The organism is Streptomyces sp. NPDC058812 (assembly GCF_042744565.1).
Classification (GTDB): domain Bacteria; phylum Actinomycetota; class Actinomycetes; order Streptomycetales; family Streptomycetaceae; genus Streptomyces; species Streptomyces thinghirensis.
In genome coordinates this window covers 68,529-84,571 of sequence record NZ_JBHYOB010000005.1, presented here as the reverse complement: position 1 = coordinate 84,571, position 16,043 = coordinate 68,529, and the positions used below count along the sequence as shown (strand labels likewise).

At 72.3% G+C, this 16,043-nt stretch carries 17 protein-coding genes and 1 pseudogene; 13 read left to right on the top strand and 5 right to left on the bottom strand.

Annotated features, from left to right (window positions below):
- Window positions 1-127: 127 nt before the first annotated feature.
- Complete coding sequence (locus ACFW48_RS12195; RefSeq protein WP_386313259.1) at window positions 128-973, top strand: RNA polymerase sigma factor SigF; 846 nt, start codon at window positions 128-130, stop codon at window positions 971-973.
- Between the two features lie 8 nt (window positions 974-981).
- On the opposite strand, the gene ACFW48_RS12190 is transcribed toward ACFW48_RS12195, so the two are convergent.
- The gene (locus tag ACFW48_RS12190; protein ID WP_386313257.1) at window positions 982-2,019 is read right to left on the bottom strand and encodes a Ku protein; all 1,038 of its coding nucleotides are present in this window, start codon (window positions 2,017-2,019) and stop codon (window positions 982-984) included.
- A 229-nt stretch (window positions 2,020-2,248) separates the two neighbouring features.
- Between ACFW48_RS12190 and ACFW48_RS12185 the strand changes: the two genes are divergently transcribed.
- On the top strand, window positions 2,249-3,370 hold the full coding sequence (locus ACFW48_RS12185; RefSeq protein ID WP_386313254.1) for a lipid II:glycine glycyltransferase FemX: 1,122 nt from the start codon (window positions 2,249-2,251) through the stop codon (window positions 3,368-3,370).
- 50 nt (window positions 3,371-3,420) lie between these two features.
- On the opposite strand, the gene ACFW48_RS12180 is transcribed toward ACFW48_RS12185, so the two are convergent.
- Entirely contained in the window at window positions 3,421-4,161 is a 741-nt protein-coding gene (locus tag ACFW48_RS12180; protein ID WP_386313252.1) for a class I SAM-dependent DNA methyltransferase, read from the bottom strand.
- Between the two features lie 20 nt (window positions 4,162-4,181).
- A complete protein-coding gene (locus tag ACFW48_RS12175; RefSeq protein WP_386313250.1) occupies window positions 4,182-5,639 on the bottom strand; it encodes a purine-cytosine permease family protein in 1,458 nt (485 codons plus the stop codon).
- A 69-nt stretch (window positions 5,640-5,708) separates the two neighbouring features.
- Here ACFW48_RS12175 and ACFW48_RS12170 point away from each other — a divergent pair, with 69 nt between their 5' ends.
- The 3 genes from ACFW48_RS12170 (at window position 5,709) to ACFW48_RS12160 (ending at window position 8,775) form a co-directional block, all read left to right on the top strand.
- A complete protein-coding gene (locus tag ACFW48_RS12170; protein ID WP_386313247.1) occupies window positions 5,709-6,371 on the top strand; it encodes a TetR/AcrR family transcriptional regulator in 663 nt (220 codons plus the stop codon).
- A 2-nt stretch (window positions 6,372-6,373) separates the two neighbouring features.
- Window positions 6,374-7,999, top strand: a complete 1,626-nt coding sequence (locus ACFW48_RS12165; protein ID WP_386313244.1) for an amidohydrolase — start codon at window positions 6,374-6,376, stop codon at window positions 7,997-7,999.
- A 77-nt stretch (window positions 8,000-8,076) separates the two neighbouring features.
- Window positions 8,077-8,775: a type 1 glutamine amidotransferase gene (locus tag ACFW48_RS12160; RefSeq protein ID WP_386313243.1), complete on the top strand. Its 699-nt coding sequence runs from the start codon at window positions 8,077-8,079 to the stop codon at window positions 8,773-8,775.
- Between the two features lie 45 nt (window positions 8,776-8,820).
- On the opposite strand, the gene ACFW48_RS12155 is transcribed toward ACFW48_RS12160, so the two are convergent.
- Together ACFW48_RS12155 and ACFW48_RS12150 are read right to left on the bottom strand one after the other, a co-directional pair.
- Window positions 8,821-9,996, bottom strand: a complete 1,176-nt coding sequence (locus ACFW48_RS12155; RefSeq protein WP_386313240.1) for a GDSL-type esterase/lipase family protein — start codon at window positions 9,994-9,996, stop codon at window positions 8,821-8,823.
- 47 nt (window positions 9,997-10,043) lie between these two features.
- Window positions 10,044-10,613 carry a TetR/AcrR family transcriptional regulator gene (locus tag ACFW48_RS12150; RefSeq protein WP_386313961.1) on the bottom strand — a complete coding sequence of 190 codons (570 nt, stop codon included), beginning with the start codon at window positions 10,611-10,613 and terminating at the stop codon, window positions 10,044-10,046.
- Between the two features lie 71 nt (window positions 10,614-10,684).
- Here ACFW48_RS12150 and ACFW48_RS12145 point away from each other — a divergent pair, with 71 nt between their 5' ends.
- From ACFW48_RS12145 to ACFW48_RS12110, 8 genes and pseudogenes are all read left to right on the top strand, one after another.
- Window positions 10,685-11,176, top strand: coding sequence for an FBP domain-containing protein (locus ACFW48_RS12145; protein ID WP_386313237.1), 492 nt, complete (start codon window positions 10,685-10,687; stop codon window positions 11,174-11,176).
- Between the two features lie 55 nt (window positions 11,177-11,231).
- Window positions 11,232-11,543 (top strand): annotated as a pseudogene (locus tag ACFW48_RS12140) (hypothetical protein); the annotation flags it as partial.
- The gene (locus ACFW48_RS12135; protein WP_386313235.1) at window positions 11,540-12,145 is read left to right on the top strand and encodes a DUF488 family protein; all 606 of its coding nucleotides are present in this window, start codon (window positions 11,540-11,542) and stop codon (window positions 12,143-12,145) included. The pseudogene ACFW48_RS12140 and the gene ACFW48_RS12135, both read left to right, overlap by 4 nt.
- A 22-nt stretch (window positions 12,146-12,167) precedes the next feature.
- Window positions 12,168-13,112 carry a hypothetical protein gene (locus tag ACFW48_RS12130; RefSeq protein WP_386313233.1) on the top strand — a complete coding sequence of 315 codons (945 nt, stop codon included), beginning with the start codon at window positions 12,168-12,170 and terminating at the stop codon, window positions 13,110-13,112.
- Between the two features lie 90 nt (window positions 13,113-13,202).
- Entirely contained in the window at window positions 13,203-13,541 is a 339-nt protein-coding gene (locus tag ACFW48_RS12125) for an SCO0607 family lipoprotein (RefSeq protein WP_386313231.1), read from the top strand.
- A 266-nt stretch (window positions 13,542-13,807) separates the two neighbouring features.
- A complete protein-coding gene (locus ACFW48_RS12120) occupies window positions 13,808-14,524 on the top strand; it encodes a hypothetical protein (RefSeq protein ID WP_386313229.1) in 717 nt (238 codons plus the stop codon).
- A gap of 94 nt (window positions 14,525-14,618) precedes the next feature.
- Complete coding sequence (locus tag ACFW48_RS12115) at window positions 14,619-15,482, top strand: DMT family transporter (protein WP_386313226.1); 864 nt, start codon at window positions 14,619-14,621, stop codon at window positions 15,480-15,482.
- Window positions 15,483-15,489: 7 nt separating this feature from the next.
- Window positions 15,490-15,957 (top strand): TSUP family transporter, encoded by a 468-nt coding sequence (locus ACFW48_RS12110; protein WP_386313224.1) that lies wholly within the window; start codon window positions 15,490-15,492, stop codon window positions 15,955-15,957.
- Window positions 15,958-16,043 lie beyond the last annotated feature (86 nt).

The window sequence follows — 16,043 nt, the reverse complement described above, 5'->3', positions numbered from 1 at the left end:
GTCGGAATCCGTTCACGCGCCACGCCGACCGCGGAAGCATGTGTGGGTGCCTTGACCCGGGGTAGGCGCTCTGTCGTCGGCCGACAAGCTGACAGCGACGGGGGCCGATCGACTGGGAGGGCACATCATGGCGACGACGACCGCACAGATCACCGAGCACACCACCACGGGCATGCCGGAGGTAGCGGACCCGTCCAAGGTGGCGCCCAAGGACGCGCGGGAGTTGTCGAAGCTGTTCTTCAAGCAGCTGACGGTGCTCGAAGAGGGCACGCCCGAATACCAGTACGCGCGCAACACGCTGATCGAGATGAACATGTCCCTGGTCCGCTTCGCGGCCGGCCGGTTCCGCAGCCGTGGACCGGAGGAGATGGAGGACATCGTCCAGGTCGGCATGATCGGCCTGATCAAGGCCATCGACCGGTTCGAGCTGACCCGCGAGGTCGAGTTCACCTCCTTCGCCGTGCCGTACATCGTCGGCGAGATCAAGCGGTTCTTCCGTGACACCTCGTGGGCCGTGCACGTGCCCCGGCGGCTCCAGGAGGCCCGTGTCCAGCTGGCCCGGGCCACCGAGGAGCTGCGCAGCCGACTGGGCCGCAACCCCACCACCAAGGAACTGTCCGAGCTGATGAGCCTCCCGGAGGACGAGGTCGTCGAGGCCCGCCTGGCGGCCAACGGCTACAACTCCGCCTCCCTGGACGCGGCCATCAACGGCAGCGAGGACGGCGAATCGGCGCTGGCCGACTTCATCGGCGCGGACGACTCGGCGCTGGCGCTCGTGGACGACTTCCACGCCCTGGCCCCGATGATCGCCGAGCTGAACGAGCGCGACCGGCAGATCATCCACTGGCGGTTCGTCGAGGAGCTCACCCAGAAGGACATCGGTGAACGCCTCGGGGTCTCGCAGATGCACGTGTCCCGCCTGATCTCGCGCCTGCTGGCCCGCCTGCGGGAAGGCATGCTCAGCACCCACTGAGTGGCGTCTCAGGCGGCGGCCGTCTTCTTCTTCCGGCCGCCGCCGGCACCGGTGAGGGCGTCGATGAGCTGTTCGCGGCTCATCTTCGACCGTCCGGCGATGCCCTGGTCGGTGGCCCGCTGGTAGAGCTCCGCCTTGCTCAGCTCCCGCAGCTCGCCCCGCTTGGGCGGCGCCTTGCGGGAGGGTGCGGTGGCCTTCTTCCGCGGTGCCGAGGGCTGCTTGCCTCCGGTGCCCTTCGCCTTCGCGGGTGCCTGTTTGCCGCCGGTGCCCTTCGCCTGTTCCAGGCTGCCTTGCAGGACCTCCATCAGGTCGACGACGTTGGTGGCCCGGGGCGCTTCCTCGGCGACGGCGACCTCCTTGCCCTCGGCCTTGGCCCGGACCAGCTCGCGGACCTTCTCCTGGTAGGAGTCGTGGTAGCGGGCAGGGTCCCAGGGGCCGCTGAGAGCGTCGACGAGGCGCATCGCCATGTCCAGTTCCTTGCCCCGGTCCGCCCGGCCCTCCGGCAGCTCGGGCAACTCCTCGACCGGGTCGCGGACCTCGTCGGCCCAGTGCAGCGTCTGGAGCATCAGGACCTTGTCCTCGGCGCGGAGCGCGGTCAGGTACTGCCGGTTGCGCATGACGAACGTGGCGACGCCGACCTTGCCGGCCTCGGCGAGGGCGGTGCGGAGCAGCTCGTAGACCTTGAGGTACTCCTTGCCGCGCGGGGCGACGTAGTAGGTGCGGCCGAAGTAGACCGGTGCGATGCGGTCGAGGTCGACGAAGTCGGTGATCTCCAGGGTCTGGGAGCGGCCCGGCGCGATCTCGTCCAGTTCCTCCGGCTCGACGACGACGTACTCGCCCTCGCCGACCTCGTAGCCCTTGACGATGTCACCGGGGCCGACTTCCTTGCCGGTGCGCTCGTTGACCCGCCGGTTGCGGATCCGGTCCGAGGTGCCGCGCTGCAGCTGGTGGAAGTGGACCGTGTGGTCCTGGGTCGCCGTGAACAGACCGACGGGCACCGAGACCAGCCCGAACGTGATCACACCTGTCCAGATCGCCCGTGCCATGGCCGTCCGCTCCGTCCGTCCTGCCCGCTCCGCCCAACCCCACCACGCTCACACCCCGGGCACGATCGTGCGCGCCGGACGGCGCACACGGGTCAACAGCCGGGTGACAGCGCGCGCATCGGCCCCAGTCGGTATTTCCTGTGAGGTGCGGGACGGCAAACGCGCTCCGCCCTCTCCGCTCCCCCCGTCGGACGAAGACGGACAACGTCGACCAAAGGGACCCCGACCCATGAGCTGTCACCTGAAGGCGATCACCCGCGAGGAACATCTGCGCTTCGTCACGTCCCGGCCCTCCGTGAGTCACCTGCAGACGCCCTCGTGGGGCGACGTGAAGCCGGACTGGCGGGCGGAGAGCCTGGGCTGGTTCGACGAGGGCGGCGGCCTCGTGGGCGCGGGGCTGGTGCTGCTGCGGCCGTTGCCGAAGCTGAAGCGGTATCTGGCCTATCTGCCCGAGGGCCCGGTCATCGACTGGGGTGCGGCGGATCTGGAGCGGTGGCTGGAGCCGATGCTCGCGTACCTGAAGAAGCGGGGCGCCTTCTCGGTGCGGATGGGTCCGCCCGTGGTGGCCCGGCGCTGGAGTGCCGAGGCGGTCAAGGCCGCGATCGCCGACCCGGGGGCCCGGCGGCTGGGGGACGTGGAGGCCACCGTGCGCGAGCCCGGGGCCGACGGCGTCGCCGAGCGGCTGCGCCGGATGGGCTGGCGGCAGACCGCGCCGGGCGGCGAGGACGGCTTCGCCGCGGGCCAGCCGCGCTACGTGTGCCAGGTACCGCTCGCCGGGCGGTCGCTGGAGCAGCTCCAGAACGGCTTCAACCAGCAGTGGCGCCGCAACATCAAGAAGTCCGAGAAGGCCGGCGTCAAAGTCGTCCGGGGCGACCACGAGGACCTCCCGGCCTTCTACGAGCTCTACGTCGAGACCGCCGAACGGGACCGGTTCGTCCCGCGCCCCCTCGCCTACTTCCAGCGGATGTGGACCGCGCTGACGGCCGAGGACCCGGACCGCATGCGCCTCTACCTCGCCCATCACGACGGGGAGGTGCTCGCCGGTGCCACGATGCTGACCGTCGGCGAGCATGTCTGGTACTCCTACGGTGCTTCCACGAGCCGCCGGCGCGAGGTGCGGCCCAACAACGCGCTCCAGTGGCGGATGATGTGCGACGCCCATGAACTCGGCGCGGCCGTCTACGACTTCCGCGGCATCACCGACACCCTGGACGAGGACGACCACCTGCTGGGACTGCTGCGGTTCAAGGTCGGAGCAGGCGGTGAGGCCGTGGAGTACCTCGGCGAGTGGGACTATCCGCTCAACAAGCTGCTGCACAAGGCCCTGGGCCTGTACATGGCGCGGCGCTGAGCCGTCCCGGAGTGGCTCGGAGCGGCCCGGAGCGGCCCGGACCCGCCCGGTCAGTCGGCGGGCTTCTCCCAGACCGACACGTGGCCGCCGCTCTCGTGGGTGAACGGCTTCCGGGTCCACCCCTCCCAGCGGTCACGCAGCCGCAGTCCGGCGAGCCGGGCCATCAGATCGAGTTCGGAGGGCCAGACGTACCGGAAGGGGTAGCTCTCGTACTCGGGACGTCCGTCCACCATGGTGACGTAGTTCGAACTCATCGCCTGGGTGGCGGTGTCGTAGATGTCGAACGCCCACCCGGTCGGGCCGATGCGGAACGGCACGGCGGTCTGTCCCGGGGGCAGTCGGCGCAGCTCCGGCACGCCCACCTCGATGACGAAGCAGCCGCCGGGCTCCAGATGGTCGGCCGCGTTGCGGAAGCAGTCGACCTGGGCGTCCTGCGTCGTCAGGTTGTTGATGGTGTTGAAGACGAGGTAGGCGACCGTGAAGGTGCCCGGTACCCGGGTCGTCGCGAAGTCGCCGATGGTCACCCCGACTGTGTCGCCGCCCGGCTTGGCACTCAGCCGGGCGGTCATGGCCCGGGACATGTCGATGCCGTGCACCGGGACTCCGCGGCCCGCCAGGGGCAGCGCGATCCGGCCGGTGCCGACGCCGAACTCGAGTGCCCGGCCGGTGCCCGCCAGTTCGGTCAGCAGGTCGACGGCGGGGTTCACCGCCTCGGGTGTGAACCTGTCCGCCGCCGACTCGTCGTAGTGCGCGGCGACGCTTTCCCCGAAGCAGCCGTCCTCATCAGACATGCGAGGGACCGTACCGCTCGTCAGGCCGCCGGCGCCCGTGATTTTCCGCCGCGCGCCAGGACCGCGTACAGCAGCGAGGCGACGACGATGCCCGCCGGCAGGGCGAGGTCCAGGCCGCCCAGGGCGTGTGCGATCGGCCCGGTGTAGAGGGTGTTGACGCACAGGGCCGCCACGGTGACGCCTCCGGCGAGGGCCAGCGCGCCCGCCGGGTTGACTCCGGCGGTGTACCAGAAGGCGCTGCCGGGCGTCTCGTCCATCAGGGCCCGGCCGTCGTAGCGGTTGCGGCGCAGCACGATGTCCGTGGCGTAGACGGCCATGGCGGGGCCGAGGAGGACGACGGTGAGCTGGAGGACGTTGCTGACGGTGTCGAGGAAGTCGGAGGCGAGGAGCCCGTACAGGGTGAGGGCGACGGCCGCGGTGCCGTCGGCGAGCACGCTGAGGGAGCGGCGGATGCGGATGCCGACGGCCTGGAGGGCGAGGCCCGCGCTGTAGGCGGTCAGCGCGTTGATGGCGATGGTGCCGAGGACCAGGGCGAGCAGGAGTACCGGGCCGAACCAGCCGGGCAGGAGCTGCCGCAGACCGGCCTGCGGGTCCGTCATGTCGACGGCGGTCGCGGCGAGGGCGCCGAGGGAGCAGACGAGCACGCCGGGCAGGAAGCCGCCCAGGGCGGTCCAGCCGGCGATCGCCCTGGCCGGCGTCGTGCGGGGCAGGTAGCGGGAGAAGTCGGCGCTCGTGGTGTACGACAGCGGGCCGGATCCGATGAGGGTGACGCCGGCGATCAGCACCGCCCACAGGTCGGTGCCGGTGAGTGGTTCGGCCGGTACGTACGCGAAGTCGGTGTGCCGGAACACGCCGACCGCGACGACGGCGAAGGCGGCCGTCAGGGTGAGCGTGATCGGGAGGTACAGCTTCATGATCATGCCGTGGCCGTAGACCCCGATGGTCAGGGTGAGGGCGGCGATCACCATCACCACGGTGACCTTGACGCCGGTGGTCGCGGTGATGCCGGCCATCTCGACGAGGGCGAAGGCGGCGGTCGCGGCGGCGGCCAGGTTGAGGGCGAAGTAGCAGACGGAGATGAGCCAGCCGACGACCGCGTTGTTCACGCGGTTGCCGCGGACTCCGTACATCGCCCGCGTGACGACCTCGCTCGGCGCGCCCGCCGCCGGGCCGGATATGGCAAGCAGGCCGGTGAGCAGCCAGAACAGGTTGCCCACCACGATCACCGCGAGGGCCTGCCACAGGGTCAGGCCCATGAGGATCAGGGCGCCGCCGGTCACCAGGCTGAGGTAGGTGACGTTGGCCGCCGCCCAGACGGAGAAGAGTTGCCTCGGGCTGCCGTGTCGTTCGTGGTCGGGGATGTGGTCGATGCCGTGGGCCTCGACGCGGCCCGCCCGTTCCGACGGGGGCCGGGGTGGCGGAGCCTCCTGACGCGCGGCGCCGGAGCCGGGGTGCGGGTCGGGGATCGTGGACGCCATGAGGCTCCTCCGGGGTGCTGGTATCCCACCTGCTTGCTTGTTGGTCGCACACTCAATAACATTGATTCCATGCCGTCAAGCGTCCCGAACAAGCGAATCCGCAAATCTCCAGCGGCCAGACGTGCGGAAATCGTTGCCGCAGCCTCCGGTGTCGCACTGACCGAAGGACTGGAGTGCATCACCCTGAGACGGATCGCCGAGGAACTCGACGTCCGCCCCGGGCTGATCAGTCACTACTTCCCCGCGGTGGAGGACCTGGTGGCCGAGGCCTACGGCGACGCCGCGGATGCCGAGTTGGAGGCACTCCTCCCTGCCGACCTGGCCGGTGCGACGCCGACGCGGCATCTGGCGCGGTTCTTCGCCCGGGCGACCGGAGCGGCGTTCGACGACATCAGCCGGCTCTGGCTCAACGCCCGGCACCTGAGCCGCTACCGGCCCACGCTGCGCGACCGTGTCGCCGTCCAGGAGACCGCCTGGCGCGACCGGCTCGAGGCGCTCATCCGCGAAGGCGTGCGGCGGGGCGAGTTCCGCACCGACGACCCGCTGCTGGCCGCCGTCCAGATCCTGGTCGTCCTCGACGGTCTCGGCATGCTCGTCAACAGCGTCGACCCCACGGACGATCCGCCCGCGGTCCGGCTGATGCCCGTCACCACCGCGGAACGCGAACTCGGCCTGCCCGCAGGCACCTTGACGGCCCCCGAAACCCCGAACCGACCCGCTCCCAAGGAGTGACCGTGCGCACCTCTCTCATCCTGCTCTCGGCCCGGCTGCTCGACCCGGTCAGCGGGGAGTTCCTGCCGCAGACGGCGCTGGCCGCGGCCGACGGGCGGATCTCCGCCCTCGGTGACGACCGGGAGATCCGCGCACTCGCGGACGCCTCGACCACGGTGGTCGACCTCAAGGGGGCCGTGGTGACGCCCGGCTTGGTCGACGGGCACATCCACCCCGTCTCGGGGGCCGAACTGACCCACGGTCTCGACCTGTCGGGCTGCACCGACGTCGGCCAGGTGCGCGAGGCGCTGGCCCGCGCGGCACGGGGCCTCGCCCCCGGCGCGTGGCTGCACGCCTGGGGCCTCGACCCCAACGTCTTCGACGGCCGCCCCGTCGAGACGGCACCCTTCGACGCGGTACTCGACGGGGTGCCCGCGCTGTTGCTGCTCTTCGACGCGCACTCCATGCTCGCCAGCCGGCGCGCGCTGGAGCTGGCCGGGGTGGACGGGCCGCGCACCTTCGACCAGGCCACGGCGGAGGTGGTGTGCGACGCGGACGGCAGGCCCACCGGCCTGCTGCTGGAGGACGCCGCGTGCGAGCTGGTGGAGCGGATCGCTCCGCAGCCCACCCGCGAGGAGCGCCGCGACCGGCTCGCCGCGGCCCTGCGCGCCATGGCCGCCGCCGGCCTGACGGGCGGTCATGTCATGGACGCGAACGGCGACAGCCTCGCCTTCTACGGCGAGCTGGACGAGGCGGGTCGGCTGCCGCTGCGGCTGCGGGTGGCGCCGTGGTGCCAGCCCGGCACCGACGCCGAGGGTGTGCGCACGCTCATCGGGCAGCAGGGTGCGGGCGGGCGGCTGTGGCGGACCGCCGGCGTCAAGATCTTCATGGACGGGACGGTCGACAACGGCACCGCCTGGCTGGAGCAGCCGGACTGCCACGGCGAGTCCCGGCACGCCTTCTGGCCGGACCCGGAGGAGTACACCCGGGTCATCGGCGAGCTGCACCGGGCCGGGGTGCCCACGGCCACCCACGCGATCGGCGACGCCGCCGTACGTCATGTGCTCGACGCCGTCGAGAAGGCGCAGACCGGGGGCGGACGCGGGGTACGGCACCGGGTCGAGCACATCGAGACCGTCCCGGACGACACCCTGCGCCGGTTCGCCGAGCTCGGTGTCGTGGCGTCCATGCAGCCCACCCACTGCTGCGACTTCACCCGGGCCGACCACACCGACAACTGGTCCCGCCGGCTGGGCGAGCCGCGCGCCTCGCGGGCCTGGCGCTGCCGCGACCTGCACGACTCCGGTGCCGTCGTGGTCCTCGGCTCCGACTGGCCCATCGCCTCCTACCCGCCGCTGGGCGTCATGGCGGGCGCCCGTCACCGCCGGCCGACCCGCGACCTCGGCCGGGACCCGCACGGCCCGGAACAGGCGCTGACGGCACTGGAGGCGCTGCGCGGCATGACCGTCAACGCGGCGTACGCGGCGGGCGAGGAGGGCGAGGCCGGCCGGATCGCCGTCGGGCACCGCGCCGACCTGACGGTCCTCGCCGCCGACCCGCTCACCGTACCGGCCACCGAACTGGCCGACGTACCGGTGCTGTTGACCGTCCTCGACGGCGACCCGACGCATCGCGCCGCGAGCCTGTGACCCGGCCGGAGGGTTGGGGCCCGCCCCGGCCTGGGCAGTGGGACGGTGTCCGAGGGGTGTGAAGCGAGGAGTGGGCGATGTCGCGGCTGCTGGTGGTGCAGAACGGTCCGGACGGCGGGCCGGGCCGGTTCGGTGACTGGCTGGCCTCGGACGGGCTGGCACTGGACGTGGTCCACGCGTACACCGGTGCGCCGCTCCCCCGGCGCCCGGCGCACGAGGGCGTCATGGTGCTCGGCGGCGGCTATCTGCCCGACGACGACGTCCGCGCGCCCTGGCTCGCGCCCACCCGGGCACTGGTCGCCGAGGCGGTGGAGCGAGGCGCCCCCGTGTTCGGGATCTGCCTCGGCGGGCAGCTCCTCGCCCATGTCGCGGGCGGAACGGTCCGGGCCGACCACGGCGAACCCGAGTTCGGCAGCACGCCGCTCACCCTGCGGGCGGAGACCGGGAGCGATCCGCTCTTCCGAGGGCTGCCGGAGCGGGTGACGGCGGTCGAGCACCATGTGGACGCCGTCACCGCCCTGCCCCCGGGCGCCGCCTGGCTGATGGAGAGCGAGCGGTGCCCGTACCAGGCGTTCCGGGTCGGCGACCGGGCATGGGGGGTGCAGTTCCACCCCGAGGCGGGCGCGGACCGGGTCCGGTCGTGGGCTCCGGAGCGGATACGGGCCAAGGGCCTGGACCCGGCGGAACTCTCCCGCCGGGCGGAACGCGACGAAGCCGCGGCCGAAGCGGTCTGGCGCGCGGTCGCCCGGCGCTTCGCCGCGGTCGTCGGGACATGAGGGGCCGGGAGCGTCGGAGGCCGGGAGGGTCGGCGGGGTCGTGAGTCAGCCCGTGAACACGCCGTGGTCGGTGAAGACCAGCTTGGCGAAGCGTTCGCCGATGCGGCGGTGGGTGGCCGCGTCCGGGTGGAGGTCGTCGGGCAGGGGCAGCTCGGCGGAGTCGGCCTGGCCGTACAGGTCGCGGCCGTCGAGGTAGTGCAGGTTCGGGTCGTCGGCCGCCCGCTGCTCGACGATCCGGGCCAGCTCCTCCCGGACGACGTTCAGAGTCAGTTTGCCGCTCGCGCGTTCCGCCGGGTCGCCCATGGCCGTGAAGCGCAGACGCCCCTCGGCGACGTGGGAGAAGTCGGGGGCGCTGGGGCCGGGGGTGTCCTCGTGGATGGGGCACAGGATGGGCGAGACGACCAGCAGCGGGGTGGTGGGGTGGCCGTCGCGGACGGTGTCGAGGAAGCCGTGGACGGCGGGGCCGAAGGCGCGCAGGCGCATGACGTCCGCGTTGACGATGTTGATGCCGATCTTGAGGCTGATCAGGTCGGCGGGGGTGTCGCGCAGGGCCTGCGCGGTGAAGGGGTCGAGCAGGGCGCTGCCTGCCAGGCCCAGGTTGACGAGTTCGACGCCGCCGAGGGAGGCCGCGAGCGCGGGCCAGGTGGTGGTGGGGCTCGCGGCGTCGGAGCCGTGGCTGATCGAGCTGCCGTGGTGCAGCCAGACCCTGCGGCCCGGGTCCGGGGCGGGCTCGACGGGGGCGTTCGTGCGCAGGGCCACGAGTTCGGTGGTCTCGTTGTGCGGCAGCCAGATCTCGATGTCCTTGCCGCCCTCGGGCAGGCCCGCGAAGCGGAGGGTGCCGACGGGGCCCGGTTCGACGGCCGCCGTGCCGGTGGTCATGTCGATGGTCAGGGTGTCGCCGCCCGCGACACTGCCCCGGCCCGCCGGGCGGCCGTCGACGAGCAGGTCGTACACGCCGTCCGGGCGCGGCGGGACGCCGACGTAGACCCGCTTGGTGGGCAGGGTGTCCAGTTCGAGGGCGGTGGCCCGGGTGCGCAGGGCCAGGCGTACGCCGGAGGGCTGGGACTCGGCCATGGCCAGCTGTCCGTCGGTGTTCCGGGCGCGGGCCCGGGCGGGCAGCCGGTGCGGCAGCAGGCCCCGCTCGGTGCGCTCGAGGTCGAGGGCGCCGCGTAGGAGGTCCCGGGTGATCGGCGTGGTGATCCAGTCGTCCGTGGTGCGCATGTCGTCTCCGGCTGTGGTGGTGTGTTCGCCCGCGGGGGCGGAGTGGTTCACGCTGCGGGCCAGTTGCGCAGCAGGGCGTCGAGGGCGTCCACGATCCGCGTCCACGTCTCCTGGGTGTCGGGGGCGCTGTGGCTGAAGCCGCCGCCCATCTCCAGGCTGACGTAGCCGTGGAAGACGCTGCCCAGGAGCCGGACGGCGTGGGTCTGGTCCGGTTCCGCCAGGTCGTAGCCGCGCAGGATGGCCCGGGTCATCTGTGCGTGGCGGACGCCCGCGCTGGCCGCCGCCGTCTCCGGGTCGAGCCGCAGCTGGGCCGCGGCGTACCGGCCGGGGTGTTCCCGGGCGTAGTCGCGGTAGACGTCCGCGAAGGCGGCGAGGGCGTCCTTGCCGGCCCGCCCGGCGAGCGCCGTGGCGCCCCGGTCGGCGAGTTCGGCGAGGGCCAGCAGGGCGATCCGGGTCTTCAGGTCCTGGGAGTTCCTCACGTGCGAGTAGAGACTCGCGACCTTGACGTCGAAGTGTCTGGCCAGCGCGGAGACCGTCACCTGGTCGAAGCCGACGTCGTCGGCCAGTTCCGCGCCCGCCCGGACCAGGCGTTCCGTGGTCAGCCCCACCCGCACCATAATCATCCTCTCGGTTACCTGACTCGATTATGCACTTGCCTAAAGCTTTTAGGCAACTTAGCCTGATGTGTATGAAACCGCTGACCGACAAAGAGATCCGCGCCGCCTTCGTGAACTGCACCAAGGGCGCGGCCAAGCGCCTGTCCATACCCCACGACCTGGCCGACCGCCCGTGGGACGACCTGGACTACTTCGGCTGGCGGGATCCCCAGGCGCCGGACCGCGCCTACCTCGTGACCGAACTGGGCGGCCGTCCGACGGCACTCGCGCTGCGCTCCTCCGGCGCCGCCTCCTGGCAGGCGCGCCGCAGCATGTGCTCGATGTGCCTGACCACCCATTCCGGCGGCGTTTCCCTGATGGTCGCGCCGAAGGCGGGCAAGGCCGGGCAGCAGGGCAACTCGGTGGGCGCCTACATATGCAGCGACCTGGCCTGTTCGCTGTACGTGCGGGGCAAGCGGGAGGCCGGCGCCGGCGCGCGACTGCACGAAACGATCACGCAGGAGGAGAAGATCCGGCGGACCGTGGCGAACCTCGCCGCCTTCGTCGACAAGGTGATCGCATGACAGGCGTGCCGCGGCGCACGGCCAGGGCCCCGCAATGATCGAAGGCGGGGGTCGAGGCGGTCAGGCCCAGTCCATCGTCCACGACCGCCCCCGCACCCAGGGGCTCCGCGATGGAACCCCTGCTCACCCGGCCAGGGAGAATCCGGCCCGCTGCCTCGCCCTCTGCGACATCGCCTCCCAGATCGGCTTCGGCTCGCCCACCGCCTTCCGTGACCGCTGCGAACGCACCGCCGGAGTCAGCCCGCACGCCTACCGGCCCACATGGGGCCGACCGCCGCCGGTTGAGCACCAGGACCGGCGGGACGCCCCCAGGAGTCCCGTCTCCGGGTCGCGGGGCGGTCCGCGTGACCGTACACAGGACGCATGAGCCGCAGGCAGCGAGGGGACCCCGACGACATGTCCCAGCCTCACCTGGTCACGTTCGGGCACGGCACCGCGGGCCGCGCCGCGCTGGCCGAACTGCTGCGTGGCGCCGATGTCGCCGCCGTGGTCGACGTCAGGACGGCGCCCGGCAGCCGCCGCGACCCCGACCTGCTGCGGGACCGGCTCGCCGGGTGGATGCCCGAGGAGGGCCTCGCCTACCGGTGGGAGCAGCGCCTGGGCGGCTTCCGCAAGCCGGTGCCGGACTCGCCCGACGTCATCTGGCGCAACACCTCGTTCCGCGGGTACGCCGGCCACACCCGCACACCGGAGTTCGTCACCGCCATGGACGAGCTACTGGACCAGGCGGCGCGGGAACGCACCGCGGTCATGTGCGGCGAAGCGGTGTGGTGGCGGTGCCACCGGCGCGTCATCGCCGACTTCGCCGTCCTGGCCCGCGGCACGCCCGTGGACCACCTCATGCACGACGGCCGCCTGACCGCCCACTCCCCCACCCCTGGTGCCCGACTGCGGTCGGACGGCCTCCTCGTCTACGACGACCAGGAGGCGGCGGCGAAGCCGGCCGCGTCGAGGTCGGGACGGTCGTAGAGGCGAGGCGGAGGCAGCGGACATGCAGCGCAAGGGCGGGCGTCGTCGGGAGACCGGCGAACACGACGTGGAGCCGGTCGAGTCGGTCCTCGACGAGCTCTACGCGACGCCGCCGTCCGACTTCGTCACCCGTCGTGAGGAACACGCCGCGGCCGCCAGAACGGCAGGCCGCAAGGAGGACGCCCGCCACATCCACGCCGCCCGTCGGCCCACGCTGGCGGCCTGGGCGGCGAACCTGCTGAGGCGCTCCCAACCGGAGGAGAGCCGGCGGTTCCTGGAGCTGGGGCAGGCGCTGCGCGAGGCACATCGCACCCTGGACGCGACCGGCCTCAAGGAACTCTCCGCGCAACGTCGGCACATCGTCTCCGCCCTGTCCCGGCAGGCCGCCCAGCTCTCCCGCGAGGCCGGGCACCCACTGTCGCAAGCGGCGCAGCGGGAGGTCGAGTCGACCCTGCGCGCGGTCCTCGCGGACCCGGACGCGGCCGACCAGTGGGCAAGGGGACGCCTGGAGGGCTCCCTCACCCCGCCGTCGGCGTTCCCCTCGGGCACCGCGCCGGCCGAACCCGTACCGCGCGAGCGGCCCCGGCCGGACACCCGTCGTCCCGCGCCCGCGGGCCGGACGCGGGACGAACTCGCCGAGCGGCGCCGCGAACGGCAGGAGGAACTCGCCCGGGCCGAACAGGCCGCGGAGAAGGCCGCGCGGCAGCTCAGTGACAGACGCGCGGAAGAGGCCGACGCCGAGGCCTCCCTGCGGCGGACCGACGAGGAACACGACCGGGCACGCGAGGAGGTGTCCGCCGCGGAGCAACGCCTGGGGCAGGCGCACGAGGGGCTCGACCGGGCCGAGCGGGAGCGGTGGAAAGCCGAGGAGCGGAGGCGTACGGCCGCCGACGCGCTGTCCCGGGCCGAGCGGGAGGCACATGAGACCGCCCGCGAGGTTGACCGTTTGGCCGGCCGTGTCAGGTAGTACGGCCCAGCGATTGAGTACTCGTACTCATGAGATGTTTCCCCCCGCCGGGGGAGGCTTGCCGTACCAGCCACCCAGAGGGAGCCAACCGTGCGCACCACCGGCCGAGTTCACCGCCCGTCGCCCCTGCGCGTCAACCGCACGACGCGGTCCGCCCCGGGGCTCGCCCTGGCCTGCGTGACCGTCGCCGCGTTCCTGACCGGCTGCTCCATGCGGGACGCGACCTGCGGCGGCGGCGAGTACCCGGTCATGACCATCGGCAGCACCGGCAGTGCCTGCGTTCCCAACGACGAGGAACCGCCCGAGGGTTACACCCGCTACCCCGAGGGCAAGGTCCCCGAGCACGTCGGCGACAAGTGGGACACCTACTGGCAGACTCACACCGTCGACAAGGACGGAAACATCGTCGAGGTGCCCGACGGCGAGTGAGTACCGGGCGTCCTCGCTCCGAACACGCGCGCGAGGAACCCGCGGCGCATACCACGTTGGCGGCCATACGTGGTATACCGGCCCGGCAGCAAACAGGGGAACAACAGGCGCCGTCCGTCCGTACTATCTGTGTGTCAGCACAGCCGGTGGCAGTCTCCAGTTCTCCGCTGCCGGGCGCCGATCGGACATGGTCCCCATGTCCCGCGCCTGATGTCCCGCCGTTCCTCACGAGCCTTCACGGCCGCGAATCGAGGAGAGTCAACACCATGTCCGAGAGCACGATGCAGGCCGCCACCCAACTGGCATCGCAGTACAGCGTCCAGGTGACCGACGACCTGGAGCGCAACGTCAAGGAGCAGGAACGCATCAGCGCGGAGATCACCGCTCTGCAGCAGCAGCTGGCCGCACTGCAGCACGACCACGCCCTGCTGGTGAACATGCAGCAGGCGCTCGGTATCACCTCCCCGCCGACCCAGCCCGCGACCGACACGGCCGCCGTCCCCGCTCCCCGGGACAGTGCCGCCACGGAGCCGGCCGCCGGAAAGCGGACGCGGAGCAGGAAGGCCGCAACCACGCCCAAGCGTGCCGCCGCCCCGAAGCCGGGTGCCAAGCCGGTCTCGAAGACCGACGCCGCGCCTGCCACCAAGCCGGCCACCAAGGCAGCCAAGAAGCCGGCGGCGAAGAAGGCGTCGTCGCCGGCCGCCGACCGGCCCACGCTGGTCGAGCTGGTGCGCAACCACCTCGTCGAACAGAGTGAGCCGCGCTCCGCCGCCGAGGTCACCACGGCGCTCGGTCAGGCCAACTCCGGACGCACCATCAAGACCACGGTCGTCCGCACCACCCTCGAGGGACTCGTCGCCAAGAACCAGGCCCAGCGTTCCAAGCAGGGCACCTCGGTCTATTACACCGCCACCGAGGCGCCGGAGGCGAAGCAGAAGCAGGACGCGGGAACGGAGAAGCCGTCCGCGCAGAGCGACAACTGACGGCGCCCGCGCCCGGTACCGGCGCACGGTCGCACCGTCCTCCCCCGTCGTGGCGCGGCGCGCGGTCGGGGGGAAACGGGGTGAGGATCGGTGGATGGGTGTTGTACTGCCGGTGCTCTTCGCACTCCTCGCCGCGTTCAGCAACGCGCTGGCCACCGTACTCCAGCGGCGTGCCGCGCTGAGTGTGCCGCAGACCCAGGGCTTCCGCCCGGGGCTGGTGCTCGACCTGTTGCGGCGGCCGGTCTGGATCGGCGGCATGGTGGCCGTCGTCGTCGCCGGTGTGGGGCAGGCGGTGGCTCTGGCGACGGGGCCGCTGTCACTCGTACAGCCGTTGTTCGTGCTGGAGCTTCCGGCGGCCCTGCTGCTGGCCTCGCTGATGACCGGCCGCCACATGACCCACGTCATGTGGCTCGCCGTGGGCGGGGTCGTCGTCGGACTCGGTGTCGCGCTGGCGTCGGCCGCGCCGGACGGCGGCGAGGCCGACGTGCCCCTGGATCGGTGGGTGCCCGCGCTGGTGGCCTGTGCCGTGGCGGCCTTACTGCTGACCGCGGCCGGTCTGAAGCGCCCGGTCGGCAAGGCCCGCGCCGGTTGTCTCGGCGCGGCCACCGCGGTGAGCTACGCCCTGACGGCCGCTCTGATGAAGGACTCGATGCGCGTCCTGGACACCGATGGCGTGGTCGGCTTCCTGACCACGTGGCAGACGTACGGCTTCGCCGCGGCCGGTGTGGGTGCCGTGCTCCTGCTGGAGCACGCCATGCAGGGCGGCCCCCTCGTCGCCTCCCAGCCCGCCCTCACCCTGGGGGACGCCGCGGTGAGCCTCCTGCTCGGCGTCGTCCTCTACCAGGAGGACGTGCGCGCCGGCTGGTGGGTCGTGCCGCAGTTGCTCGGCGTCGCCCTGATCGTCGTGGGTGTGATCACCCTCGCCCGGCGCGGCATCGACCTGCGCACCGGGCGGTGAGCGCGTCGTGCCGAGCCGGGTGTTCGGGCTGGTGCTCGGGGTGTTCGTGGCGGGTGCGGCCGCCTTGGTGTGGTTCCGCGAGCGCCGCCCACCGGCGTCGCCTCGGGCGCGCCCTCCGACGGTGGTGGTGGCCGGGCTGGGTTGCGCGGTGGCCGTGGCGGCCGGGGGCGTCGGCACCGGCGGCATCGGCTGCCCGATGCTCACCGTCCCCCTGCTGGTCGCCCTCGGCGTACCCGTACTGGAGTTCCTCGCCTCGGCCCAGGCCCAGTCCGTCGTCATCGCCGGTGTCGGAACGCTGGGTTACGTGGCCCACGGGGCCGTCGACTGGCCGCCGGCGGCGCTGGTCGGCGTGCCGGAGCCGGCCGGGGTGCTGCTGGGCCGGCGCATCGCCCAGGCGCTGCCCACCCGTCATCTGAAGTACGCCCTGATCGGGACCCTGTTCGCGCTCGCCCCGTATCTCGCGCTGCACGGCTGACGTCCGGGCACGGACGCATCCGGGGAAACAGGTGTGTGCGCACCTGGAGGTGGTGGAAGCGAACAAGATGCCCGAAGCCACCACGT